Here is a 22,953-nt window from a genome sequence, read left to right as displayed (position 1 = left end):
ATGGCAGGGAACAGTTTTGGTCAACTCTTTCGGGTCACCACCTTTGGCGAGAGCCACGGCCTGGCGCTGGGCGCCGTGGTCGATGGTTGCCCGCCGGGGCTGGAGATCTGCGAGGCGGATCTGCAGGGAGACTTGGATCGGCGCAAGCCGGGTACCTCCCGCTACACCACGCCGCGCCGTGAGCCGGACGAGGTGAAGATCCTCTCCGGGGTGTTCGAGGGCAAGACCACCGGCACCTCCATCGGGCTGCTCATCGAGAATACCGATCAGCGCTCCAAGGATTACTCCGACATCAAGGATCTGTTCCGGCCGGGTCACGCTGACTACACCTACCACCAAAAGTATGGTCAGCGGGACTATCGCGGCGGTGGTCGCTCCTCCGCCCGCGAAACCGCGATGCGGGTAGCAGCGGGGGCGATCGCCAAGAAGTACCTGAAACAGGTGCACGGCATCGAGATCACCGGTTTTCTCTCCCAGCTCGGCCCCATCAAGGCCGAGGCGTTTGACGCGGCGCAGATTGAGCAGAATCCCTTTTTCTTCCCCGATGCGGGCAAGCTGGAAGAGCTCGATCAATACATGCGCGACCTGAAAAAAGAGGGCAACAGTATCGGTGCCAAGGTGCAGGTCATTGCCAGCAATGTGCCGGTGGGCCTCGGTGAGCCGGTGTTTGATCGTCTCGACGCCGACATTGCCCATGCCATGATGGGCATCAATGCGGTGAAAGGGGTGGAGATCGGTGACGGCTTTGCGGTGGTGGAGCAAAAAGGTTCCGAGCATCGCGACGAGATGACCCCGGCGGGCTTTGCCAGCAACCATGCGGGCGGCATTCTGGGCGGTATTTCATCCGGTCAGGATATCGTGGTGAGCATGGCGCTCAAACCGACTTCCAGCATTACGGTGCCGGGCAAAACCATCAATACCGAAGGCGAGGCTATCGAGATGATCACCAAGGGTCGTCACGATCCTTGTGTCGGCATCCGTGCCGTGCCCATCGCCGAAGCCATGCTGGCGCTGGTGTTGATGGATCATCTGTTGCGCCATCGTGCCCAGAATCAGGGGGTGTTGACTCATACCCCACAGCTGCGCTGATCGCTGTTGCAGCACATCGACTGATCGCACCCTGTTTGGGGAACAAGTTCGACAATACCAAAAAGGCGACCTTCGGGTCGCCTTTGCTATTTCAGGTGGCGGCTTATCCCGTCAATGCTTGCGGAGAGTGCGGGTCAGCAGATCCGCAGCGCCCGGATCGGCATTGAGGCGACACCTGGGGGGCGAGAACTTGTGGGGTTTGGGCAAGGCATGAATGGCCTCGTTGACTTTGAGGATCTGTTCTTCGCTCACGCTGTTTTTGGCAAACATCAGACTGACCGGCTGGTGGTGTAGTAACAGTTGGCAGCTGATAAACTCTTCGGCCCCCAGTTGGGCCAGCCGGTAGCGGGCATATTGCCACTCCATGATGATGCCATCGAGGCGGCGAGCCAGCAGCAGATCGATCATCCGCTCATCGGCGTTGTATTCGGTCGCCATTTTAAGCGCCGGGCAGCTATCCATCTGATGCATGGGGCGGGTGCCGCGCAACTTGCCTATCTTGAGCCCTTTCTCGTTGCACAACGCGGACAGATTATCGAGCTGCGCCCAGCGATCCTGATGGCCCGGGATAGGGTCATTGCTCAACAGCACATAGGCACTCTGGCGGTAGGGGGTCGAGAAGCGGGCATAGCTCTGGCGCTCCGGCAGAGGGAGGGCGGCCATCGCCACATCCAGCTGATCGTGTTCTACCAGATGCAGTGCCCGCGCCCAGGGAAGATCGCGAAACTTGGGGGCAAAGCCCGCCTGGGTAAGGATCTGGCGGGTCAGGCTGACATCCAGCCCATCCAGCTCACCCCGGTTGTTGATTTGGCTGAAGGGGGGCCAGTGACTCCAGGCCACGGTCAGGGTCTGACTGGCCTGCAGCGCAGGGCTTAGCAGCAGAAGCAGCAGGCCAATCCTTGCCTGCCAGCTGCCGCGGGGACGATATGACGTGGTCATAGCTAAACCTCGTTATTGTGTTCTTTTATCCCGTGCTTTTGCCCTGCGAGCCATGCCTGCGAGGGCTGATATTGTGTTGCCAGTTAATAGTGTGGTGCGTGCTACATCAATCAACGGGATTATTCGGGGGGCAGGAGGGGGATTTTCTGTTCGTGCTGGGAGGAGCATCACATTTTTCTCGTTTATCCCGGGCAACTCCGTTAGACTGCGCCTCTATTCTTTCCCCTTTGCTCTGCTCCCCGGGGAAATCGTTGTTTTCTCAATAGGCCCAGATCTTGTGAGATGGCATCGGCTCAGCAGAGGAGCCCCACCACAAATCCCCGGCGCCCCTATCTCTAGCAGGTAATTATGAGTTTTACTTCCCTCGGTCTGGCCGAACCCTTGTTGCGTGCCGTTGCCGAACAAGGCTACGACACCCCGTCTCCCATTCAGCAGCAAGCGATCCCCGCCGTTCTGGCTGGCCGCGATCTGATGGCGGCGGCCCAAACAGGGACCGGCAAGACCGCAGGCTTTACCCTGCCGATGCTGCAACGTCTGATGGAGAGCAAGCGCAAGGTTTCTCCGAACCGCATTCGTGCGCTGGTGCTGACCCCGACTCGCGAGCTGGCCGCCCAGGTGGGCGAGAGCGTGCGTAACTACGGCAAACACCTGCCGATGCGCAGCCACGTCGTGTTCGGCGGCGTCAGCATCAATCCGCAGATGATGGCGACTCGCCGTGGTCTGGACGTGCTGGTGGCCTGTCCTGGCCGCCTGATGGATCTTTACAACCAGAACGCCGTCAAGTTCGACGAGGTGGAGATCTTGGTACTGGACGAAGCGGATCGCATGCTCGACATGGGCTTTATTCGCGACATCCGCCGCATCCTGGCCCTGATGCCGAAGAAGCGTCAGAACCTGCTCTTCTCCGCCACCTTCGCTGACGAGATCCGCGAACTGGCCACCGGTCTGCTGGATAACCCGGCGGTGATCGAAGTGGCCCCGCGCAACAGCACCGCCGAGCGTATCGAGCAGCTGGTGCATCCGTGCGACAAGGCCAACAAGATCGCGTTGCTGAGTCATCTGGTCACCAGCAACAACTGGCAGCAGGTACTGGTGTTCACCCGTACCAAGCACATGGCCAACCGCGTTGCCGAAACCCTTGACAAGAACGGCGTCAGCGCCGCCGCCATCCACGGCAACAAGAGCCAGGGTGCCCGTACTCGCGCGCTGGCCGGCTTCAAGGATGGTAGCGTCAAGGTGCTGGTGGCGACCGACATCGCCGCCCGTGGTCTGGACATCGACAAGCTGCCGCAAGTGGTCAACTTCGAGCTACCCAACGTGGCAGAAGATTACGTGCACCGTATCGGTCGTACCGGCCGTGCCGGTGCTGCCGGTCACGCCATCTCGCTGGTGGCGGCCGACGAAGGGAAGCTTATCAAGGCGATCGAGCGTCTGACCAAGCAGAACATCCCCTGCGAGCAGGTGGCGGGTTTCGAAGCCTCCCGCGAGACCCTGGACAATATCGCCCGTGGTATCGGCGCGCCGCTGCGCAAAGAGCCCCGCGATCCGAGCGAGCAGCGCCGTGCGCCGCGTCCACAAGGGCAAGGCCAGCGTCAAGGTGCCGGTCGTTCCGCCTCCAATGGCAATGCGGGTGGTGCACGTACCGGTAACGGTGGCAAGCCCAAGCCGCAAGGTGGTCAGCGTCCGGCTGATGGCGCTGGCAAACCGGCTCAGGCCCGTCGTCCACGTCGCTCTACCCACAACCAGTAAGCGGCTTGGGAGCTGGACTCCCAAGCTTATGCTGTTGTCTAGTCCTGAAATAGGTTTACACATTTTCAACTAGCATTTCTCTACTCAGAACCCCCTATGTACCGCATCGGGGGTTCTGTATTTCAACCCATGATGCGGCCGCTCCATGTTGTAAATATCCACCGCTTCACGCTCCATTTCCCGCACTTGCGTCAAATCCTGCGGGCTTTGCAGCAATAACTCTCCTTTCAAAATACCGTTCACCCGCTCCGCCAACGCATTCTGGTAACAGTCATACCCATCTGTCATCGAGCATTTCACCCCGTACCGTTCATGTAATGACTGATACAGTCCCGAGCAATACTGCACGCCGCGGTCAGAGTGAAATAGCACACCGGATGGGCAACCCCTCTGCTGATAGGCCATCTCCAGTGCTTTGATTGCCAATTCTGCATCAGGTTTATCAGACATCGCCCAGCCCACGACCCGCCGGGTGTGCAGGTCAAGAACCGCTGCCAGGTAATGCCAACGGCCACCTGCCCAGACGTAGGTGATATCGCCACACCACACCTGATTGGGTTGCTGGACATCAAATTCGCGGGCCAGCAGATTGGGAATGTCCGGTCGTTCAGACCGAGCGACCTGATAGCGATGAGCGCCCGGTTGCTTGGATACCAGCCCGGCTTCCTTCATCAGGTTACGTACTTTGAATCGACCAATCTGATATCCCAACCCCCGCATCATCGACATCAAGGCGCGGCTGCCCGCTGAGTTCCGGCTCGCTTTGAACAAACGGCGCAACTCAGAGCGCGGCTGCATGCGCTCACGGTTAATCGCCCGCCTGCGGGCCAGATAGTCGTAAAAACAGGATGTTGGAACATCGAAAGCGCAACAGACCAGGGTGATGGGGGCTTGCTCCCTTAATCGGTCTATCAGCGCGTACGTGTGAACTCGTCCGCCATCAAGAGAGCAGTAGCCTTTTTTAGAATGTCCTTCTCACGTTCGAGCCGGTTGATGCGGGCTTCCTGCTCCTGGATTTTTTGCTGCTCCGGAGTCAGTGCTTTGCCGATTGGGGTTGTGCCAGTTCGTTCGGATTGCAGTTGCTGAACCCAGCGACGGAGTACGGTTTCATCGACATCCAGTGAACGGCTGGCTTCAGGGACAGAATATCCCTGGTCGAGCACCAGGGATGCGGCGTCGAGTTTGAATTCGGCAGTAAATGAGCGACGTAATCTTGTCATTGAACACCTCAGGTCATGGTGGCGACTGTACCACCTAAAATGGTGTCCGGGATGATTAGACCACTACACACCTCGCAGCCAGTTGCAGGAGTTGGCTAGTTTGGCCTTTATCGAGCGTAGCGAAAACATAGTGCTGCTGGGCCCAAGCGGAGTGGGCAAGACGCATTTTGCCATCGCACTGTCCTATCGGGCTCTGATGGCTGGCATCAAGACCAGATTTATCAGCGCAGCAGACCTGATGTTGCAGCTGCAAGCAGCTCAACGACAGGAGCGGCTTAATGCCTATTGCAGCCGTGTCGTGATGGGGCCGCGTTTACTGGTAGGCTACTTGCCGTTTGGACGTGAGGAAGCAAACCTGTTTTTCAATGTGATCGCCAAACGTTATGAGAAAGGGAGCCTGATCTTGACGAGCAATCTGCCCTTTAGCCAGTGGGCCAGCACCTTTGCCGATGATCAGACACTGACGGCAGCTATGCTCGATAGGCTGTTACATCATGCACACATCGTTCAGTTCAGCGGTGAAAGCTTTCGTTTGAAAGAGAAACGCAAAGCGGGGGCAACCCCCAAAACCAATTAACCCTATGTCCGGGTGGATCATTTTTCAATCGGCGAAATTAGCCAGAGTGGATCAGTTTTCGGTCGGCGTTGACACATCGCCACCGACTCGGCATGTATTCCTTCGTGTACGTGGTGGCCTACTATCTTGCGTGAGTAGGCATCCGTCACCAGGCTCAGGTACAGCGGCCCGCTCCTGGCTGGCAGATAGGTGATATCAGCGACCCAGACCTGCTCCGGGGCCACCGGCGTGACTTGCTCTGGCCCCGCCTTGAGCAAGTTGGGATGACGGTAGAAACGGTGAAAACTGTGGGTGGTCTTGTGATACGCCCGCTTAGGCTGCACCAGCGAGCGGTGCTCGGCCAATATCTGAAACAGCCTGTCCCGCCCAACCTTGAGCCCGCCATCATCCTGACCCTGCAGCAGATAATGCAGCTTGCGAGTGCCCACCCGAGGTTGTCGCAGTCGAACCTGACGCACGAAGCGCACCACCTGCAATCCCTGTGCATGGCGTTCGTCGGCGACCCGATTGCGCTTGTAGTAAGCCTGCCGGCTTATCCCCAGAAACAGGCAAGCCCTGACAATGGTCAGCCTCTCGACTTGCCGCTGCGAGAGGACTTGCCGGGTCGCTTTTTTACGATGGAGACGCCGTAGTCATTCTTCAGTACATCGACGACGGCCTCAAAGAACTGGGCCTTCTGACTCATTAGCGCCAGCTGTTGCTCGAGTTCCTTGATGCGCTGTTCGGGCGTCTGGTTGTCGGGGTCAGGCATGGTGATGCTCCTGCCGGCACGCACAGAAGCCCCCTGGCTCCAATCTTGCCGACCATGTTTACGCAACCATACCAGAACGGTGGAGCGGCCCTGAATGCCATAACGCACCTGAGCCTGTTTGTAGGTGAGCTCGCCTTTTTCAATCTGCTCGACCAGTGACAGTTTAAAAGTCAGCGAGTAATCGCGCTGTGTCCGTTTCACACCTTGTCCCATCGGGTTCTCTATTTATTGGGGGGAAAGGTGTAAACCATATTCAGGACGGGACAGGTTGACTGAAAAAGCCCTGCCAATCTGGCATAATGCCAGTCAGGATTAACTGACTGGCATTAGGCCGTTTGGCCTCTCTTCTCTATCTGGCTGTGGTCGCAGTCAGCGATATGCTTACTTGACGCGCATGCCAGGCTGGGCGCCTTCCTGCGGCTCCAGGATCCAGAGATCCTTGCCGCCCGGGCCTGCGGCCAGCACCATGCCTTCGGACATGCCGAAACGCATCTTGCGCGGCGCCAGGTTGGCCACCATCACGGTCAGCTTGCCTTCAAGATCTTCCGGGTTGTAGGCGGACTTGATACCGGCAAACACCTGACGGGTCTCGCCGCCGATATCCAGTTGCAGCTTGAGCAGCTTCTCGGCTTCCGGTACCGCTTCGGCCTTCTTGATCAGCGCTACGCGCAGGTCAATCTTGGCAAAATCGTCATAGGTGATGGTTTCGCTGATGGGGTCATCAGCCAGGGGGCCGGTCACTTTCGGTGCCTGCTCCTTGGCCAAGTCGTCCTTGGAGGCCTCGATCATGGCTTCAATCTTCGCCGGCTCGATGCGGGAGAAGAGGGCCTTGAACGGGGCAACGGTGTGATCGACCAGCGGCATCTCGATGCCATCCCAGCTGAGGGTTTCGGCCAGGAAGGCTTCGGCTCGTTCGGCCAGCAGCGGCATGACGGGCTTGAGGTAGGCCATCAGCACGCGGAACAGGTTGATGCCAACAGAGCAGACCGCCTGCAGCTCGGCGTCAGCCCCTTCCTGCTTGGCGATAACCCAGGGCGCCTTGTCGTCCACGTAGCGGTTGGCCTTGTCGGCCAGCGCCATGATTTCGCGGATGGCGCGGCTGAATTCGCGTGCCTCATAGGCCTCGGCGATGGTGGTGCGGGCGTTGGCGAATTCGGCGTAGAGCTCTGGCTCGGCACAGGTGGCCGCCAGCTTGCCGTCGAAACGCTTGGCGATGAAACCGGCGTTGCGGGAGGCGAGGTTGACCAGCTTGTTGACCACGTCAGCGTTGACGCGAGCCACGAAGTCATCGAGGTTCAGGTCCAGATCGTCGATGCGGCTGTTGAGCTTGGCGGCGTAGTAGTAACGCAGGCACTCCGGATCCAGGTGGTTCAGGTAAGTGGATGCCTTGATGAAGGTGCCCTTGGATTTGGACATCTTGGCGCCGTTGACGGTCACATAGCCGTGTACGTTGACCTTGGTCGGCTTGCGGAAACCCGCCCCTTCCAGCATGGATGGCCAGAACAGACAGTGGAAGTAGGCGATATCTTTACCGATGAAGTGGTAGAGCTCGGCGCTGGAGTCTTTGCTCCAGTAGCTGTCAAAGTCGATGTCGCCGCGCTTGTTGCACAGGTTCTTGAAAGAGGCCATGTAGCCGATGGGGGCATCAAGCCAGACGTAGAAGAACTTGCCCGGCGCGCCGGGGATTTCGAAACCGAAATAGGGAGCGTCACGGGTGATGTCCCACTGCTGCAGGCCGCTCTCGAACCACTCCTGCATCTTGTTGGCCATCTCTTCCTGAATGGCGCCGGAGCCGCGCACCCACTCAGAGAGCCATTTTTCAAATTGCGGCAGGTCGAAGAAGAAGTGCTCCGAGTCCTTCATCACCGGAGTGGCGCCGGAGACGGCAGATTTCGGATCGATCAGCTCAGTCGGGCTGTAGGTGGCGCCGCAGCTGTCGCAGTTGTCGCCATACTGCTCCGGAGATTTGCACTTGGGGCAGGTTCCCTTGACGAAACGATCCGGCAGGAACATGGATTTTTCCGGATCGAACAGCTGGGAGATGGTGCGGCTCTTGATAAAGCCACCATTTTTCAGGCGGCCATAGATCAGCTCCGCCAGCTCGCGGTTCTCGTCGCTGTGGGTGGAGTGATAGTTGTCAAAGCTGATGTTGAACCCGGCGAAATCGGCCTGGTGCTCCTTGGAGACAGCGGCAATCATCTCTTCCGGGGTGATCCCCATCTGTTGCGCCTTGAGCATGATCGGGGTGCCGTGGGCATCATCGGCACAGATGAAGTGCACCTGATGGCCGCGCATTCGCTGATAACGAACCCAGATATCGGCCTGGATATGTTCCAGCATGTGGCCAAGATGGATGGAGCCATTGGCATAGGGGAGGGCGCAGGTTACCAGCATTTTACGAGGATCAGTTGCCATATTACGTTCTTGATGTGCTTGTTGGGATGATAGAGTGCCGTGCATGTTACCCGAATTGGGGGTAGCCTGCCTAGGGTTGTGGCTGTGCCAACCTTGGCAGCACCTGCTGTTACGATGGCAGGCAAGCCACTGATTTGTGTGCGGTAACCGTTCACCTCAAGATAATGACAAGATAATGAGGAGTTAATGGTGATTGATTCAGTAAAACAGATCCTCGCCGAATTTAAGCCAGCAGGCTGGCACAAGGATCTGGTGGATGCCGGATTCGTTCGCGAGATCATCAATCAGGGTCAGGGGCTTACTATCCGGCTGGTATTGCCGTTTGCCGGTCTCTCGCTGCTCGATCAGCTCAAAGAGAACTACGATGCCAGGCTGCGCAGCGCCACCGGCGCCTCCCGTATCGATTGGGCACTGGAGATTGACGTCGCCAGCATGCCGCGGGCGCAGGGGCTCAATGCCGTGCAGGGCATTCGCAACATCATCGTGGTCGCCTCCGGCAAGGGGGGGGTGGGCAAATCCACCACCGCGGTCAATCTTGCGCTGGCGCTGCAAAGAGAGGGGGCGCGGGTCGCCATTCTCGATGCCGATATCTATGGCCCTTCCATTCCCACCATGATGGGTACCCTCACAGAGCGCCCGGTCAGCCATGACGGCAAGCTGATGGAGCCGGTGATGGCCTGCGGCCTCAAGAGCAACAGCATCGGCTATCTGGTCTCCGAGCAGGATGCCACCATCTGGCGCGGCCCGATGGCGAGCAAGGCGTTGGCGCAGATCCTCCATGAGACCCGCTGGGGCGAGGTGGATTATCTGGTTGTGGACATGCCGCCGGGCACTGGCGATATCCAGCTCACCATGGCCCAGCAGGTACCCACCTCGGCGGCGGTGATCGTCACCACCCCGCAAGATGTGGCGCTGGCCGATGCCCGCAAGGGGATCGCCATGTTCAACAAGGTCAATGTGCCGGTGCTTGGCATCATCGAGAACATGAGTTACCACGTCTGCAGCGCCTGTGGTCACCATGAGCCGCTGTTCGGTACCGGTGGCGGCCAGAAGATGGCAGAGCAGTATCAAGTGGCGCTGCTTGGCCAGCTGCCGTTGCACATCGATATCCGTCAACATATGGATGATGGCTGTCCGACGGTGTTCGGCGCACCGGAAGGAAGCCTGGCTCAGGCCTATTTGAAGCTGGCGCGGAGGGTAGGGGCTGAACTCTTTTTCAGCGCAAAACCGATTGCGACCCCCCTCTATGCCATGGCGCTGGATGAATAATCGGCGGTCGGTCACTTGAAAGGGAATTGAGGGTGGGCATGACCCACCCTTTTTTATATAATGGATCGGTTTAAACCATCCCCACTGCTCTTCTCTTTTAGGTATTTGTCATGTCTGATACTCAACATTCGTGTGTGATCATCGGTATTGCGGGCGCATCTGCGTCTGGCAAAAGTCTTATAGCCCAGACCATTTATGAAGAGCTGGTGGCCGAACTGGGCGCAGGTCAGATTGGTGTGATCACCGAAGATTGCTACTACCGTGATCAGACCCACCTGACCATGGAAGAGCGGGTCAAGACCAACTATGACCACCCCAACGCGCTGGATCACGACTTGCTGGTACAGCACCTTAGTCAGCTGGTCAAAGGTGACGCGGTTGCCATTCCCCAGTACTCCTACACCGAACACACCCGGATGAGCGAAGTGACCCCGTTTGCCCCGCGCCGGGTGATCATTCTGGAAGGGATCCTGCTGCTGACCGACAGCCGTCTGCGGGATCTGATGGATGCTTCCATCTTCATGGATACCCCGCTCGACATCTGCCTGTTGCGCCGTCTGGTGCGTGATGTGCAGGAGCGTGGTCGTACCATGGATTCCGTGCTCAAGCAGTATCAGAAGACGGTGCGTCCGATGTTCCTGCAGTTTATCGAGCCGTCCAAACAGTATGCCGATGTGATCGTGCCCCGTGGTGGCAAGAACCGCATCGCCATCGACATGCTCAAAGCGCGTATCCGCCACATGTTGATTGGTTAAGATGAAACAAGCCGGGTGATGCCCGGCTTTTTTAAAAGCACAATTTGTCAGGAGAGTCGCCCAATGCGTCTGTGTGATACCGATATTGAACGCCATCTGGATGAAGGCAAGATCGTCATTGAGCCACGGCCCGGGGTAGAGCGGATCAGTGGTGTCAGTGTCGATGTGCTGCTGGGTAACGAGTTTCGGGTGTTTCGCGATCATACCGCGCCCTATATCGACCTGAGTGGCCCGAGCAGCGAGATGGCCGATGCTATCGATCGGGTGATGAGTGACGAGATCCACATCCCCGATGGCGAAGCCTTCTACCTGCACCCGGGTCAGCTGGCGCTGGCGGTGACCTACGAATCCGTCACCCTGCCTGCCGATATCGTCGGCTGGCTGGATGGCCGCTCTTCATTGGCGCGCCTGGGTCTGATGGTGCACGTGACGGCGCACCGGATCGATCCGGGTTGGTCCGGTCGCATCGTGCTTGAGTTCTACAACGGCGGCAAACTGCCGCTGGCACTGCGCCCGAAGATGAAGATCGGCGCCTTGAACTTCGAGATGCTCTCCGGCGTCGCGGCTCGTCCCTACAACAAGCGGGAAAATGCCAAGTACAAGAGCCAGCAGGGCGCCGTTGCCAGCCGCATCAATCAGGATTGATAACTGGCAACACGGCAACGATTCAAGGGAGCACAAGGTGCTCCCTTTTTGCATCTGGAATCAAACGGATATGGGGTTGATGATGCTGGTCGGATGAGATTGGCGGGGCCGGGACGTTTTATCACCACTTCTGCCCGTTTTCCTGTCATAAAAATGAAATTATTGGCTTAATTATCAGCTATTTTTGCCCTTTTCCGCAATCATTGACGGCTTTAATTAATCGATGGCAAGCCGCATGAGGACTGGCTCTAGGATATTTTTTTCCAAAAAGCTCTTTTTTTTTATGGCTGAAATATTTCAATGGTGGCTATGGTGTTGGCCGCCATCTGGCATAATCCGCCGCAACTCATAAACAGGCTTTTTTTTATGTTTGAAATGTTTAGTGGTTTGGGTTTGTGGTGGTCAATCGGTTTGGTATTGGCCGTTTTTTTTGTGCTTGCCTATGAATTTATCAACGGCTTTCACGATACCGCCAACGCGGTAGCAACGGTTATCTATACCAAGGCGATGCCAGCTCACCTGGCGGTCGTTGCATCGGGGATCTTCAACTTTTTTGGTGTCATGTTCGGCGGTCTGGGTGTGGCCTATGCCATTGTCCATCTGCTGCCCATCGACCTGCTGCTTGGGATGGACTCCACCCAAGGGTTGATCATGGTCTTCTCCTTGCTGTTTTCCGCCATCGTGTGGAACCTGGGCACCTGGTTCTTCGGGATCCCGGCCTCCAGTTCACATACCTTGATCGGTTCCATTCTGGGGGTAGGCGGCGCCTATGCCTGGATCACCCATAAACCGGTGACAGAAGGGATCAACGTGGGCAAAGCGATCGACATCATGCTTTCCCTCATCATCTCTCCCACCATAGGTTTCATCATCGCGGCACTGCTGCTGCTGGCAATGAAACGCATCTGGACCAGCAACAAGATCCACAAAACACCGGAAGAGCGTCAGCTGGTGGATGGCAAGAAGCACCCGCCGTTTTGGGCGCGTCTTACCCTGGTGGCCTCGGCCATGGGCGTCAGCTTCGTGCACGGCTCCAACGATGGCCAGAAGGGGATCGGTCTGGTGATGCTGGTGCTGATCTGCATGGCGCCCGCCTATTTCGCGCTGGACATGAACAGCCGCGCTTATGACCTGGATCGGACCCAGGATGCCAACCAGCGCATCATGGAGATATACCAGCGTAACCAGTCCGCCCTCTCTGGCGTCATCAACTTCTCTGCACCGGCAACGGCTCAGGAAGAGCTGATGACCCACTGCTCCGCAGATGGCGTGCTGCAGGCGATGGCCACCCTGGATGCCCGTCTGGGTGCCGTGCGTACTTATGATCAGATGAGCCTGACCGACCGCCGCGAAGTGCGTCGTCTGCTGCTCTGTATCGATGACACTGCCCGCAAGGCTGCCAAGCTGCCGCTGCCCGCCAAGGAGCTGACCGATCTGGCCAAATGGCGCAAGGATCTGACCGCGACCGCTGAATACGCACCGACCTGGGTGATCGTCTCCATCGCACTGGCGCTGGGTTGCGGCACCATGGTGGGCTGGCGTCGTATCGTTCATACCGTGGGCGAGAAGATCGGCACCACCGGCATGACCTACAGCCAGGGCATTGCGGCCCAGATCACGGCTGCAACCTCCATCGGGGTCGCCAGTCTGACCGGTATGCCGGTGTCCACCACCCACATCCTCTCTTCTGCGGTGGCGGGGACCATGATTGCCAACAAATCCGGCCTGCAGAGCCAGACCATCAAGACCATCCTGATGGCCTGGGTATTGACTCTGCCGTTGACCATGCTGCTCTCCGGTGGCCTGTTCATCGTCAGCCAGCATCTGTTTGGCTAAATGCCAATACCATATTCGATAAAGGGCCTGCGGGCTAATGCAAGTCAGTTAAGAGAATTTGAGTCCCAACCCGCGGGGGATAAGGGCTAACGAGTGAGGGAGGCATGATGCCTCCCTCTTTTTATTGCATGCCAGTCAGGGCAAGGGTTGGAACCAACTTGACTCCTTAATCATGGAGCTACTTTTGATATTCAATATCTTGAATATTTAGTCATAAAAGTGCTTAACTGACTGGCATTAGGCCTGCGGGCCCTTTTTTGTGTTTCCTGTCCCCTCCTGAATACGGTTTACATCTTTCCCCCAATAAATGGACAGTCCTATGGGATAAGGTGTGAAACTGACACCGCGCGATGACTCGCTGACGTCTAAACTGACGTTGGTCGAGCAGATTGAAAAAGGTGAGCTCTATATTGGTCTCGTTTGAGGTCTATGAGGTGTCTAGGGAACTGGGGACGATTCATTCCTTTGACGTCTTGGGGTGCCATGCGACTCCTTTGTGAGCCAGCACTCTGTTGCTTTAATAGCCAGCTCGCTATAACTGCAAGGGGCTGAGCCAACGCAGCAGTTGCTGGCCAACCTGCGGGCTGCTGAGCAGGGCCATATGACTGGTGTGATAGACAATCAGGGTATGGGCAGGAAGAAAAGCCAGCTGATGGCGCGCTTCGTTGTGCTGACCGAGGGCGCTGCGTAGCGGCACCAGTCCATCGCCAATCAGCCGGTCGGCCAGCAGGCTGCGCTTGGTGGCAGTGGTCGCGGCAATGGCATAACAGTTGACGCTGCAGGGCAAGGGGAGTGGAACGCGGGGATCGCGCAAGGGCACGGCGGGGTCGGGTTGGGCCACTTCGTCGATCACCTTGCCGTGGCGCAGATCCTTGATGCCTGCACTGCGCAGCCGCGCCAGCTTGACGAAGGGTTCGCTGTAGGCTGTGGCGGGCAGCAACTGCTCCAGCCAGTGTCCGGCGTGTTCGAGCGGCGCGCCGTGGTGTGGTGTGCCTAGAAAGATCAGATTGGCAAGGCGTACAGGCCAGGTGAGCCCGGCCACGCCGGCATGGTGGCAGGCGCTACGGGCAACCAGTCCACCCATGCTGTAGCCCATTATCGTTATCTCTTTGAGCTCTCCCGGCCAGTGGGCGAACAGCTGTTCCAGCAACAGGGCCAGCGCCTGCCCGTTTTGTGCAATGGGCAGGCCCGAGTTGTAGCGCAGGTAAAGAGGCTGATAGCCAAGCGCGGCAGCAAGTTGCTCCCCGTGATTGACCGGCTTGCCTTGGTGCTCGGTCTGCCACTGCAGATCGTTCATGCAGAGGCCATGGATCATCAGCAGCACCCGTCCCTCGCGGAGTAGATCCTCCGGTATCGCTTGCCAATCGAGGGGCTTGCCCTGATAGCGCAGGGTCATGGGGGTGGCGAGGGCATTGTGGTGTTCGACCAGCTTGTCCCCCAACACGCCGTTGAGCGTGGCGATCAGGGCTGCACGTTTCGGGGGTTCGGGGATCTGGTGGGGTGGCGGTGTGGCTGGCAGGCGGCTGAGCAGTTCGTTGATGCCGCTGCTCAGGGTGTTGGCGGCGCCATGTACCCCCTTGTAGACCAGCCCGGTGATCCCGGCTGTTTTTCCCTCATCCCGTCCCTTGAGCCCCATACCGCTCAGTACCGCCTGATGTACCGCTTCGGTGATCTCTACCGCGGCGGGCAGCGCCAGAGTCAGCAGGTGCGCCAGCTCGCGGATATCCGAAAGATGCCAGGAAGATGATGGCGATGGGTCTGTGGCGTCGGTCATGGCAAGCCCTTGTGAAAACGGGTATCGCGTTGTCGTGCCGCGAAGAGCGCAGCGTATCTCTATATCAAACCAGCTTGCGCCCTTTGTGGCGGGTTTACCAGTAACGGGCTATGCATGGCGGGGCTGATAAGAACCGCTTGCGAAGCCGGTCACGGTAATGACAGGGAAAATCACCTCTACTTCGTCATATGAAGCCACATGGAGAGGTGAGGATGTCGCTGTTTGATGAGGTGCAGATACAGGCGCTCTGTGCAAAGTTGCTCGATAGCCAGAACGAGAAGGGGTGCTCCCTTGAGAGTCGGCATGGCCGCGAGTTGAAGGAGTTGTTGCAGGCGGTGGGCGGAGTCGAGTCAGTTGGGCGCAGTGCCCGTCATATATTGACCGAAGCGGGGCGGACTTATCTGACCGGACAACTGGCTCGGGCAGCGCCCCCTGAACCGGACAAGCGTGAGCAGTTGCAACGAATGGGAGTGAGTTTGCCTGCACGGTTCAATCAGGCCTGCTTTTATGCCCTCTGGCATGGGGACAGCAAGCATTCGCGGTCAGCATCCCTTGCCGCGCCACAGCTTGCGGAATTGTCGCTCACGCAGGATGAGGTGATCCGCATCCGTACCCTCGAACCGCTCTCACTGGTCGATCTGCAGGGTCAGCAGCACGATATGACTGTAATGATGGCGTTGTTGGGAGAGTTGGCGTTGCCGGAGCGGACTCTGGGCACGCTGGCTGCCATCGGCTGGCAGGGGGAGCGGGTCATTACGGTGGAGAACAAGGGTGCCTTTGTCGACTACCCGCTGCAACCCGGGCAACTGCTGCTCTTTGCCCCCGGTCGCAATACTACCCTGGCCAAACAGCTGATCCCGCTGCTGCCTGCGGGTGTGCAGTGGGCCCATTTTGGCGATCTCGATCAACGGGGTATCGATATTGCCATCGAGCTGGCGCGCGAGCTAAATCGACCGGCCATGCTCTGGCTTCCCTGTGAGTTGCAACCTTATCTGGAGCACTATGCCCGCCCTGTTCGCACATTTGCGACGGACAGTGGCAAGGTGCCCTGGCGTGTGGCGACGCAGGCTGATCAGGTTGATGGTCATGGCACGCCGGCAGGCGTTCCCTGGCTTGAGAAACTGATCACAGACGGGACTTGGCTGGAACAGGAGGTATTGATTCTGGCCCCTCACTGGCGGAGCTGGTCATTGGAAGCGATGGGCAATCAGGGGTGAAACGGGGAGCCCGCGCTCCCCGTCATTTTGTGGTCAGCTGTTTACTTGGCGTTGATGGGCCCCTTGGTGCCGGCATCATTATCGACCCAGCCATCTTCACCCTTGATGCGGCGATCCCCCTGAATGGTGTAGATGACCATGCCATCCTTGAACACCAGCGCGCCATCGGATTTCTTGGCATTGACCTTCTTGTCGTTGACCCACACCTGATCCTTGCCATCGATGCGGATATTGGCCACGGTGGCGCCGGTTTGGGGGAAGGTGGCGATCCAGTTGCCCGCATAGGGGCTGCCGTTGGTTGCCGCGGCCGGAGCATTGCCAACACTGGAAGCCGCGTTCTCAGCCTTGGTTTTGTTGATATCGCAGCCATTGAGCTCGCTCACCTGAGTGCAGCCCGAGCGCTCCAGCTTCTGCTCATAGCTCAGATTCAGACCGCCCTCCGCGGCCGGGGCGGCCGCGCCAAATCCCGCCTTGGCATTTTCCGCTTTGGTTTTGTGAATGTCACAGCCTTGCGCCTCGGTGACCTGGGTGCAGCCGGAGTGCTCCAGTTGCTCGGCATATTTGGCGCTGATGGCGTGGGCAGGGGTGATACCGAGCAGGGTCAGGGTGATGAGCAGAGCAGCATTCCTGGACATAGATAATCCCTCAAAGATGTAAGTCATGCAGGTTCACCCGCGCAGTTGCGGCAGTGAACGTCGGCCTCTCCTGAGCATCCGATACAGATGCGCAGCTGGCGTATTCACGTTAGCACCTTGGGCCAACCGCGCCCAGCGATGTGGCCGGAAGATAAGGCGAGAGGTGATACGGGAGTGCAGGGGAGGCGAGATGGCCGAGACATTTCTGCAGAAGAGGTCGTAACAAAAGATTAAGTCGCTGCACGGCATTATCATAATGATAACGACAGCCCCGCTGATATCATTTCAGCCCTTGAAACTGACCATTGATGATAATTCTCACCGGCGGAGGGATATTGCCTCTGATTATTATCACTCGGCTATTTTATGGCTTGGCTGATCCGCGCACCTCTTTATGGAATAAACCGCTGAAATAGCCGCCACTTTTGTGCTCTGCATCACACACTTTCGCCATTTATTAATATCTTCCTGCATTTTTGTAGTTTGGCACGCTTATTGATTGCCTTACATCGACGCTAACCGACGCGCTCACCCACAACCGGGATGCTGGTGACATCGTGAGTGAAAGGGGAGCTATCCATATCTCATCCAATGATTGGGGCGAACGATGAAAGCAGTTAACGAATTAATCAAAGAGATCAGAGCACTCAAATCCAACCTGCATGAAAAAGATTTTCTGCTGACCTGGGAGCAAACGCCTCAGGAGCTGGAGCTGGTATTGAAACTGGCCGAATCCCTCAAGACCCTGCGCGCCGAAAATATCTGCACCAAACTGTTTAACAGCGGGCTCGGTATCTCGGTTTTCCGCGATAACTCCACCCGAACCCGCTTCTCTTACGCCTCTGCCCTGAACCTGCTCGGTCTGGCCCAGCAGGATCTGGATGAGGGCAAATCCCAGATCGCCCACGGTGAGACCGTCCGTGAAACCGCCAACATGATCTCGTTTTGCGCCGATGCCATCGGCATCCGTGACGACATGTTCCTCGGTGCCGGCAACGCCTATATGCGCGAAGTGGGCGCCGCATTGGATGAAGGGTTCGAGAAGGGGGTGCTGCCCCAGCGTCCGGCGCTGGTCAACCTGCAGTGCGACATTGATCACCCGACCCAGTCCATGGCTGATCTCGCCTGGTTGCAGGAGCACTTCGGCAGCCTGGAGAGCCTCAAGGGCAAGAAGATTGCCATGACCTGGGCTTACTCCCCCAGCTACGGCAAGCCGCTCTCCGTGCCGCAGGGCATCATCGGCCTGATGACACGCTTTGGGATGGACGTGACCCTGGCCCATCCGGAAGGGTATGACCTGATCCCGGACGTGATCGAAGTGGCCAAGGAGAATGCCAAGGCCTCCGGCGGCAGCTTCCGTCAGGTCACCTCCATGGAAGAGGCGTTCAAGGATGCTGATATCGTCTATCCCAAGTCCTGGGCCCCCTACAAGGTGATGGAGCAGCGCACCGAGTTGCTGCGCGCCAATGACCACGCCGGCCTCAAAGAGCTGGAGAAACATTGCCTTGAGCAGAACGCCAAGCACAAGGATTGGCACTGCACCGAGGAGATGATGAAGCTCACCAAGGGGGGCGAGGCGCTCTATATGCACTGCCTCCCGGCCGATATTTCCGGTGTCTCCTGTAAAGAGGGCGAAGTAACCGAAGGGGTATTCGAGAAATATCGTATCGCCACTTATAAAGAGGCGAGCTGGAAGCCCTATATTATCGCCGCCATGATCATGGCCCGTAAATTCTCCGCCCCGGCAGAAACCCTGGAAAATCTGATTAAAGAGGCGCAAAAGCGGGTGAAATAAATAACGGCAGGGCAGGGTGAATATTCATCCTGCCCACGCTGTCGAACCCATTATTTCGAGTTTTCTCCCCGTGGTATCTGAATAACGGATCTCCCGGCGAGGCAGCTCTTTGTCAGGTAACGCCTAGTGAGGTAAGCATGTCCCAATTTTCGCTGAAGATGGATATTGCCGATAACCGCTTTTTTACCGCCGAGCCATCACCGCTGTTTTCCCGTGTTGAAGCACAAAAGGCTCGCGCTTTTCATAAAAAATTGGCCGGTTATGAGCCGACCCCATTGTGCGACCTGAAAGATCTGGCCGCCTATATCGGGGTGAAAAATATATTGGTCAAGGACGAGTCAAAGCGCTTTGGCCTTAATGCCTTCAAGATGCTGGGTGGCGTTTATGCCATCGCCAACCTGCTCTGTGAAAAATACGGGGTGGCCATCGAGGATTTCTCCTTCGATCTCATCAAACGCACCATCAAGGAGCCGATGACCTTCGCCACCACCACGGATGGCAACCACGGTCGCGGCGTTGCCTGGGCCGCCAAGCAGGTGGGCCAGCATGCGGTGGTCTACATGCCCAAGGGCTCGGCGCAGGAGCGGGTGGATCACATCCTCAACCTCGGTGCCGAGTGCATCGTCACCGACATGAACTACGACGATACCGTGCGCCTGACTATGAAGATGGCCGAAGAGCGCGGTTGGCACATAGTGCAGGACACCGCCTGGGAGGGCTACACCAAGATCCCGACCTGGATCATGCAGGGTTACTCCACTCTGGCCGACGAAGCGGTCGAGCAGATGCAGGCCATGGGCATCAAGCAGCCCACCCACGTGCTGCTGCAGGCTGGCGTAGGTGCGCTGGCGGGCGGCGTGCTCGGTTATCTGGTGGACTGTTTCGGGGCGAAAAACCTGCACAGCATAGTCGTCGAGCCGGATCAGGCCGACTGCATCTACCGCTCCGGCGTGGCGGGGGAGATGGTCAACGTGGGGGGCGACATGCGCACCATCATGGCCGGTCTCGCCTGTGGCGAACCCAATCCGCTTGGTTGGCCGCTGCTCAAGAGCTGCACCACCCAGTTTATCTCCTGCCACGACAAGGTGTCGGCATTGGGCATGCGGGTGCTGGGCAACCCTCTTGGCAATGACCCCCGCATCATCTCCGGTGAGTCCGGCTCGGTTGGTACCGGCGTGCTGGCGGCAGTGCGCCACCACCCGGATCGCGCGGCGCTGATGGAACGTCTGGGGCTGGATAGCAACTCGGTGGTACTCATCATCAACACCGAAGGGGACACCGATGTGAAGCACTACCGGGAAGTGGTGTGGGAAGGCAAACATCCTGCCTGCGATTAACCCCGGCTGTGAGTAATCCCTGCGAGAGCAGAGACTCGAATTGAAGCATTGATCGCGCCTCGCCAACGGGGCGCGGTAACGGGCACAGGGCGCTGCCGACGAACAGGCCACGCACTCTCAGTTGTTATGGAGAATCACAATGAGCAAGCAAATTCCGTTTGAAATGGTGTTGGAGAAGGCCTACCAGTACAAGGCCGAGATGAGTCAGTTCCTGCGCGACATGATCGCCATCCCGAGCGAGAGCTGCGATGAAGAGCGCGTCGTGCTGCGCATCAAGCAGGAGATGGAGAAGGTTGGCTTTGACAAGGTCGAGATCGACCCCATGGGCAACGTGCTGGGCTATATCGGCCACGGCCCGCACCTGATCGCCATGGATGCCCACATCGATACCGTGGGCGTCGGCAACATGGCCAACTGGAAGTTCGACCCCTATGAGGGGATGGAAGATCACGAGATCATCGGTGGTCGCGGCGCCTCCGATCAGGAAGGTGGCATGGCCTCCATGGTCTATGCGGGCAAGATCATCAAGGATCTGGGGCTGGAAGATCAGTACACCCTGTTGGTGACCGGTACCGTGCAGGAGGAGGATTGCGACGGCCTCTGCTGGCAGTACATCATCGAGCAGAGCAAGATCCGCCCCGAGTTCGTGGTCAGTACCGAACCCACCGACTGCCAGATCTACCGTGGCCAGCGTGGCCGCATGGAGATCCGCATCGAGGTGCAGGGGGTCAGCTGCCACGGCTCTGCGCCGGAGCGCGGTGACAACGCCATCTTCAAGATGGGCCCGATCCTCGGCGAATTGCAGGAGCTCAGCCACAACCTCGGTCATGACGACTTCCTCGGCAAGGGCACCCTGACCGTCTCCGAGATCTTCTTCACTTCGCCAAGCCGCTGCGCCGTGGCAGACAGCTGCGCCGTCTCCATCGACCGTCGTCTGACTTGGGGCGAGACCTGGCAAGGGGCGCTCGACGAGATCCGCGCCCTGCCAGCGGTGCAAGCCGCCGGTGCCGAGGTCTCCATGTATCAGTACGATCGTCCGGCCTATACCGGTCTGGTCTACCCGACCGAGTGCTACTTCCCGACCTGGAAGGTGGAAGAGGATCACATCACCGTCAAAACCCTCTCAAAGGCTTATCGCGAGCTGTTCAACAAGGAGCCGGTGGTGGACAAGTGGACCTTCTCGACCAACGGGGTCTCCATCATGGGCCGTCACGGTATTCCGGTCATCGGTTTTGGCCCGGGTAAAGAGCCGGAGGCCCACGCACCGAACGAGAAGACCTGGAAAGAGCATCTGGTCAAGTGCGCCGCCATGTACGCCGTGATCCCCATGCTCTATCTGGCCGAGCTGGACAAGTAAGGGGTCTGCCGGGTGGTGGCTGCCATCGCCGCCCGGCTGTCGCAAGTGTGGCAAGTGCCCCGTCTGTGTTGAGGCGGGGCTTTGCTGTTTGAAGTGATGTTCGAGGTGGTGGGAATGAAACGGCTGATCAAAAACGGTGTGCTGGTCGATGCACAGGGTGAATATCGTCAGGATCTGCTGATCGAGCACGGGGTGATCCGCGCCCGCGCCGCCGCTATCCAGCCCGATGGCGAGACCGACGTGATCGATGCCAGCGGTTGTTACGTGATGCCGGGTGGCATCGACGTCCACACCCACTTCAACATCAATGTGGGGATTGCCCGCAGTTGCGATGACTTCTTCAGCGGTACCCGTGCCGCCGCCTGTGGTGGCACCACCACTATCGTCGACCACATGGGATTTGGCCCGGCGGGGTGCAATCTGCATCACCAGCTGGCCCGTTATCACGATTACGCCGCCGATCAGGCGGTGATCGACTACAGCTTTCACGGCGTGATCCAGCATGTGGATGACGCCATCCTCCACGAGATGGCCGCCATGGTGCAGGAGGAGGGGATCAGCAGCTTCAAGCTCTACCTCACCTACCAGTACAAGCTGGGGGACCATGACGTGCTGCGCGCCCTGGCCCGCCTCAAGGAGGTGGGGGCGCTTGCTACCGTCCATCCCGAAAATGACGCCGCCATCGCGGCGCGCCGTGCGGCACTGCTCGCCGCTGGCCATCATGAGCCCTGGTATCACCCGCAAAGCCGCCCGCTGGAGTGCGAGGCGGAGGCGATCGCCCGGATGATCAATCTGGCGGGGCTCGCTGGCAATGCGCCGCTCTATATCGTCCACCTCTCCAATGGCTTGGGACTGGAGTATCTGAAACTGGCGCGTCGTCAGGGTCAGCCGGTCTGGGTGGAGACCTGCCCGCAATATCTGCTGCTCGATGAGCAGTGTTATTACAGGGAGAACGGGGTCGACTATCTGCTGAGCCCGCCGCTGCGCTCGCGCCGCGAGCAGGACAAGCTGTGGGTCGGTATCGCTGCTGGTGACATCGATACGGTGGCGACCGATCACTGCAACTTCTCCCACGCCCAGCGCATGACCCTCTCGGGGGGCGATTTCAGCCGCTGCCCCAACGGCTTGCCCGGGGTCGAAAACCGGATGCTGCTGCTGTTTGCCCACGGGGTATTGGGGGGGCGCATCTTGCCATCACGCTTTGTAGCTCTCACCAGCGCCAACCCGGCGCGCCTGTTTGGCCTCTGGCCGCGCAAGGGCAACCTGCAACCGGGGTCTGACGCCGATCTGGTGATCATGGATCCCCGTGGTGACACCCTGATTTCCCATCAACAGTTGCACGACAACGGCGACTACAGCCCCTACGAGGGGATGCACTGCCTGGGCCGGATCAGGATGACCCTGAGCCGTGGCGAGATAGTCGCTCGCGATGGCGAGTTTCTGGGGCTGCGTGGTCACGGCCGTTTTCTGGCCAGAGCGCCCTTTGATCCGGCGTTGGCGCCGGAGCTGCACTCGCCTTGCCCCACAGTTGCAGGCTGACAATCCGTTCGAAACACGCAAATCAGCAAGCTTATGTGAACAACGAAAGGTGGG

General features: G+C 58.4%; 16 protein-coding genes and 2 pseudogenes. 12 read left to right on the top strand and 6 right to left on the bottom strand.

The window, feature by feature from the left end; translation table 11 throughout:
• Positions 1–1,089 carry a chorismate synthase gene (aroC, locus tag ACTG1K_RS14025; protein ID WP_047440279.1) on the top strand — a complete coding sequence of 363 codons (1,089 nt, stop codon included), beginning with the start codon at positions 1–3 and terminating at the stop codon, positions 1,087–1,089.
• 111 nt (positions 1,090–1,200) lie between these two features.
• Here aroC and ACTG1K_RS14020 read toward each other — a convergent pair whose 3' ends face one another.
• Positions 1,201–2,028 carry a substrate-binding periplasmic protein gene (locus ACTG1K_RS14020; protein ID WP_440005790.1) on the bottom strand — a complete coding sequence of 276 codons (828 nt, stop codon included), beginning with the start codon at positions 2,026–2,028 and terminating at the stop codon, positions 1,201–1,203.
• A 348-nt stretch (positions 2,029–2,376) separates the two neighbouring features.
• On the opposite strand from ACTG1K_RS14020, the gene ACTG1K_RS14015 reads away from it, so the two are divergent.
• Positions 2,377–3,777 carry a DEAD/DEAH box helicase gene (locus ACTG1K_RS14015; protein WP_005333194.1) on the top strand — a complete coding sequence of 467 codons (1,401 nt, stop codon included), beginning with the start codon at positions 2,377–2,379 and terminating at the stop codon, positions 3,775–3,777.
• Positions 3,778–3,861: 84 nt separating this feature from the next.
• Here ACTG1K_RS14015 and ACTG1K_RS14010 read toward each other — a convergent pair.
• Positions 3,862–4,997, bottom strand: a protein-coding gene (locus ACTG1K_RS14010; protein WP_440005788.1) for an IS3 family transposase whose coding sequence is annotated in 2 segments (ribosomal slippage) — positions 3,862–4,742 and positions 4,742–4,997 — 1,137 coding nt in all. Because the reading frame shifts where the segments join, the coding sequence is not laid out codon by codon here.
• A gap of 70 nt (positions 4,998–5,067) precedes the next feature.
• Here ACTG1K_RS14010 and istB point away from each other — a divergent pair.
• Positions 5,068–5,574: pseudogene (gene istB, locus ACTG1K_RS14005) on the top strand (IS21-like element helper ATPase IstB); the annotation flags it as partial.
• A 62-nt stretch (positions 5,575–5,636) separates the two neighbouring features.
• Here istB and ACTG1K_RS14000 read toward each other — a convergent pair.
• Together ACTG1K_RS14000 and metG are read right to left on the bottom strand one after the other, a co-directional pair.
• A pseudogene (locus ACTG1K_RS14000) lies at positions 5,637–6,538 on the bottom strand (IS3 family transposase); the annotation flags it as partial.
• A gap of 168 nt (positions 6,539–6,706) precedes the next feature.
• Positions 6,707–8,740 (bottom strand): methionine--tRNA ligase, encoded by a 2,034-nt coding sequence (gene metG, locus ACTG1K_RS13995; protein WP_440005786.1) that lies wholly within the window; start codon positions 8,738–8,740, stop codon positions 6,707–6,709.
• A 186-nt stretch (positions 8,741–8,926) separates the two neighbouring features.
• On the opposite strand from metG, the gene apbC reads away from it, so the two are divergent.
• The 4 genes from apbC (at position 8,927) to ACTG1K_RS13975 (ending at position 13,245) form a co-directional block, all read left to right on the top strand.
• Positions 8,927–10,009, top strand: coding sequence for an iron-sulfur cluster carrier protein ApbC (gene apbC / locus ACTG1K_RS13990; RefSeq protein WP_440005784.1), 1,083 nt, complete (start codon positions 8,927–8,929; stop codon positions 10,007–10,009).
• A gap of 110 nt (positions 10,010–10,119) precedes the next feature.
• The gene (udk, locus tag ACTG1K_RS13985) at positions 10,120–10,764 is read left to right on the top strand and encodes a uridine kinase (RefSeq protein WP_005345570.1); all 645 of its coding nucleotides are present in this window, start codon (positions 10,120–10,122) and stop codon (positions 10,762–10,764) included.
• 63 nt (positions 10,765–10,827) lie between these two features.
• The gene (dcd, locus tag ACTG1K_RS13980; RefSeq protein ID WP_005336719.1) at positions 10,828–11,409 is read left to right on the top strand and encodes a dCTP deaminase; all 582 of its coding nucleotides are present in this window, start codon (positions 10,828–10,830) and stop codon (positions 11,407–11,409) included.
• Between the two features lie 366 nt (positions 11,410–11,775).
• On the top strand, positions 11,776–13,245 hold the full coding sequence (locus tag ACTG1K_RS13975; RefSeq protein WP_376890460.1) for an inorganic phosphate transporter: 1,470 nt from the start codon (positions 11,776–11,778) through the stop codon (positions 13,243–13,245).
• Positions 13,246–13,777: 532 nt separating this feature from the next.
• Here ACTG1K_RS13975 and ACTG1K_RS13970 read toward each other — a convergent pair.
• Entirely contained in the window at positions 13,778–15,019 is a 1,242-nt protein-coding gene (locus tag ACTG1K_RS13970) for a lipase family alpha/beta hydrolase (RefSeq protein ID WP_440005782.1), read from the bottom strand.
• A gap of 212 nt (positions 15,020–15,231) precedes the next feature.
• On the opposite strand from ACTG1K_RS13970, the gene ACTG1K_RS13965 reads away from it, so the two are divergent.
• Complete coding sequence (locus ACTG1K_RS13965) at positions 15,232–16,236, top strand: Wadjet anti-phage system protein JetD domain-containing protein (RefSeq protein WP_440005780.1); 1,005 nt, start codon at positions 15,232–15,234, stop codon at positions 16,234–16,236.
• Between the two features lie 41 nt (positions 16,237–16,277).
• Here ACTG1K_RS13965 and ACTG1K_RS13960 read toward each other — a convergent pair whose 3' ends face one another.
• Positions 16,278–16,871, bottom strand: coding sequence for a hypothetical protein (locus ACTG1K_RS13960; RefSeq protein ID WP_252412833.1), 594 nt, complete (start codon positions 16,869–16,871; stop codon positions 16,278–16,280).
• A gap of 607 nt (positions 16,872–17,478) precedes the next feature.
• On the opposite strand from ACTG1K_RS13960, the gene ygeW reads away from it, so the two are divergent.
• The 4 genes from ygeW (at position 17,479) to hydA (ending at position 22,899) form a co-directional block, all read left to right on the top strand.
• Positions 17,479–18,666 (top strand): knotted carbamoyltransferase YgeW, encoded by a 1,188-nt coding sequence (gene ygeW, locus ACTG1K_RS13955; protein ID WP_005336811.1) that lies wholly within the window; start codon positions 17,479–17,481, stop codon positions 18,664–18,666.
• Positions 18,667–18,803: 137 nt separating this feature from the next.
• Positions 18,804–20,003 (top strand): diaminopropionate ammonia-lyase, encoded by a 1,200-nt coding sequence (gene dpaL / locus ACTG1K_RS13950; RefSeq protein ID WP_440005778.1) that lies wholly within the window; start codon positions 18,804–18,806, stop codon positions 20,001–20,003.
• Between the two features lie 139 nt (positions 20,004–20,142).
• The gene (locus ACTG1K_RS13945; protein WP_236271385.1) at positions 20,143–21,360 is read left to right on the top strand and encodes a YgeY family selenium metabolism-linked hydrolase; all 1,218 of its coding nucleotides are present in this window, start codon (positions 20,143–20,145) and stop codon (positions 21,358–21,360) included.
• 114 nt (positions 21,361–21,474) lie between these two features.
• Positions 21,475–22,899, top strand: coding sequence for a dihydropyrimidinase (gene hydA, locus ACTG1K_RS13940; RefSeq protein WP_440005776.1), 1,425 nt, complete (start codon positions 21,475–21,477; stop codon positions 22,897–22,899).
• Positions 22,900–22,953: the final 54 nt, after the last annotated feature.

Origin of the sequence: Aeromonas sp. 102P, from assembly GCF_051920345.1 — a bacterium.
GTDB lineage: Bacteria > Pseudomonadota > Gammaproteobacteria > Enterobacterales > Aeromonadaceae > Aeromonas > Aeromonas veronii.
Note: the sequence above shows the minus strand (reverse complement) of the source record. Positions and strands in the feature narration are given on the sequence as shown.

What these genes read in the sequence shown, in the direction of transcription:
- aroC (WP_047440279.1), top strand. Translation starts at nt 1, where the DNA reads ATGGCAGGGAACAGTTTTGGTCAACTCTTTCGGGTCACCACCTTTGGC.
- ACTG1K_RS14020 (WP_440005790.1), bottom strand. Translation starts at nt 2,028, where the DNA reads ATGACCACGTCATATCGTCCCCGCGGCAGCTGGCAGGCAAGGATTGGC.
- ACTG1K_RS14015 (WP_005333194.1), top strand. Translation starts at nt 2,377, where the DNA reads ATGAGTTTTACTTCCCTCGGTCTGGCCGAACCCTTGTTGCGTGCCGTT.
- metG (WP_440005786.1), bottom strand. Translation starts at nt 8,740, where the DNA reads ATGGCAACTGATCCTCGTAAAATGCTGGTAACCTGCGCCCTCCCCTAT.
- apbC (WP_440005784.1), top strand. Translation starts at nt 8,927, where the DNA reads ATGGTGATTGATTCAGTAAAACAGATCCTCGCCGAATTTAAGCCAGCA.
- udk (WP_005345570.1), top strand. Translation starts at nt 10,120, where the DNA reads ATGTCTGATACTCAACATTCGTGTGTGATCATCGGTATTGCGGGCGCA.
- dcd (WP_005336719.1), top strand. Translation starts at nt 10,828, where the DNA reads ATGCGTCTGTGTGATACCGATATTGAACGCCATCTGGATGAAGGCAAG.
- ACTG1K_RS13975 (WP_376890460.1), top strand. Translation starts at nt 11,776, where the DNA reads ATGTTTGAAATGTTTAGTGGTTTGGGTTTGTGGTGGTCAATCGGTTTG.
- ACTG1K_RS13970 (WP_440005782.1), bottom strand. Translation starts at nt 15,019, where the DNA reads ATGACCGACGCCACAGACCCATCGCCATCATCTTCCTGGCATCTTTCG.
- ACTG1K_RS13965 (WP_440005780.1), top strand. Translation starts at nt 15,232, where the DNA reads ATGTCGCTGTTTGATGAGGTGCAGATACAGGCGCTCTGTGCAAAGTTG.
- ACTG1K_RS13960 (WP_252412833.1), bottom strand. Translation starts at nt 16,871, where the DNA reads ATGTCCAGGAATGCTGCTCTGCTCATCACCCTGACCCTGCTCGGTATC.
- ygeW (WP_005336811.1), top strand. Translation starts at nt 17,479, where the DNA reads ATGAAAGCAGTTAACGAATTAATCAAAGAGATCAGAGCACTCAAATCC.
- dpaL (WP_440005778.1), top strand. Translation starts at nt 18,804, where the DNA reads ATGTCCCAATTTTCGCTGAAGATGGATATTGCCGATAACCGCTTTTTT.
- ACTG1K_RS13945 (WP_236271385.1), top strand. Translation starts at nt 20,143, where the DNA reads ATGAGCAAGCAAATTCCGTTTGAAATGGTGTTGGAGAAGGCCTACCAG.
- hydA (WP_440005776.1), top strand. Translation starts at nt 21,475, where the DNA reads ATGAAACGGCTGATCAAAAACGGTGTGCTGGTCGATGCACAGGGTGAA.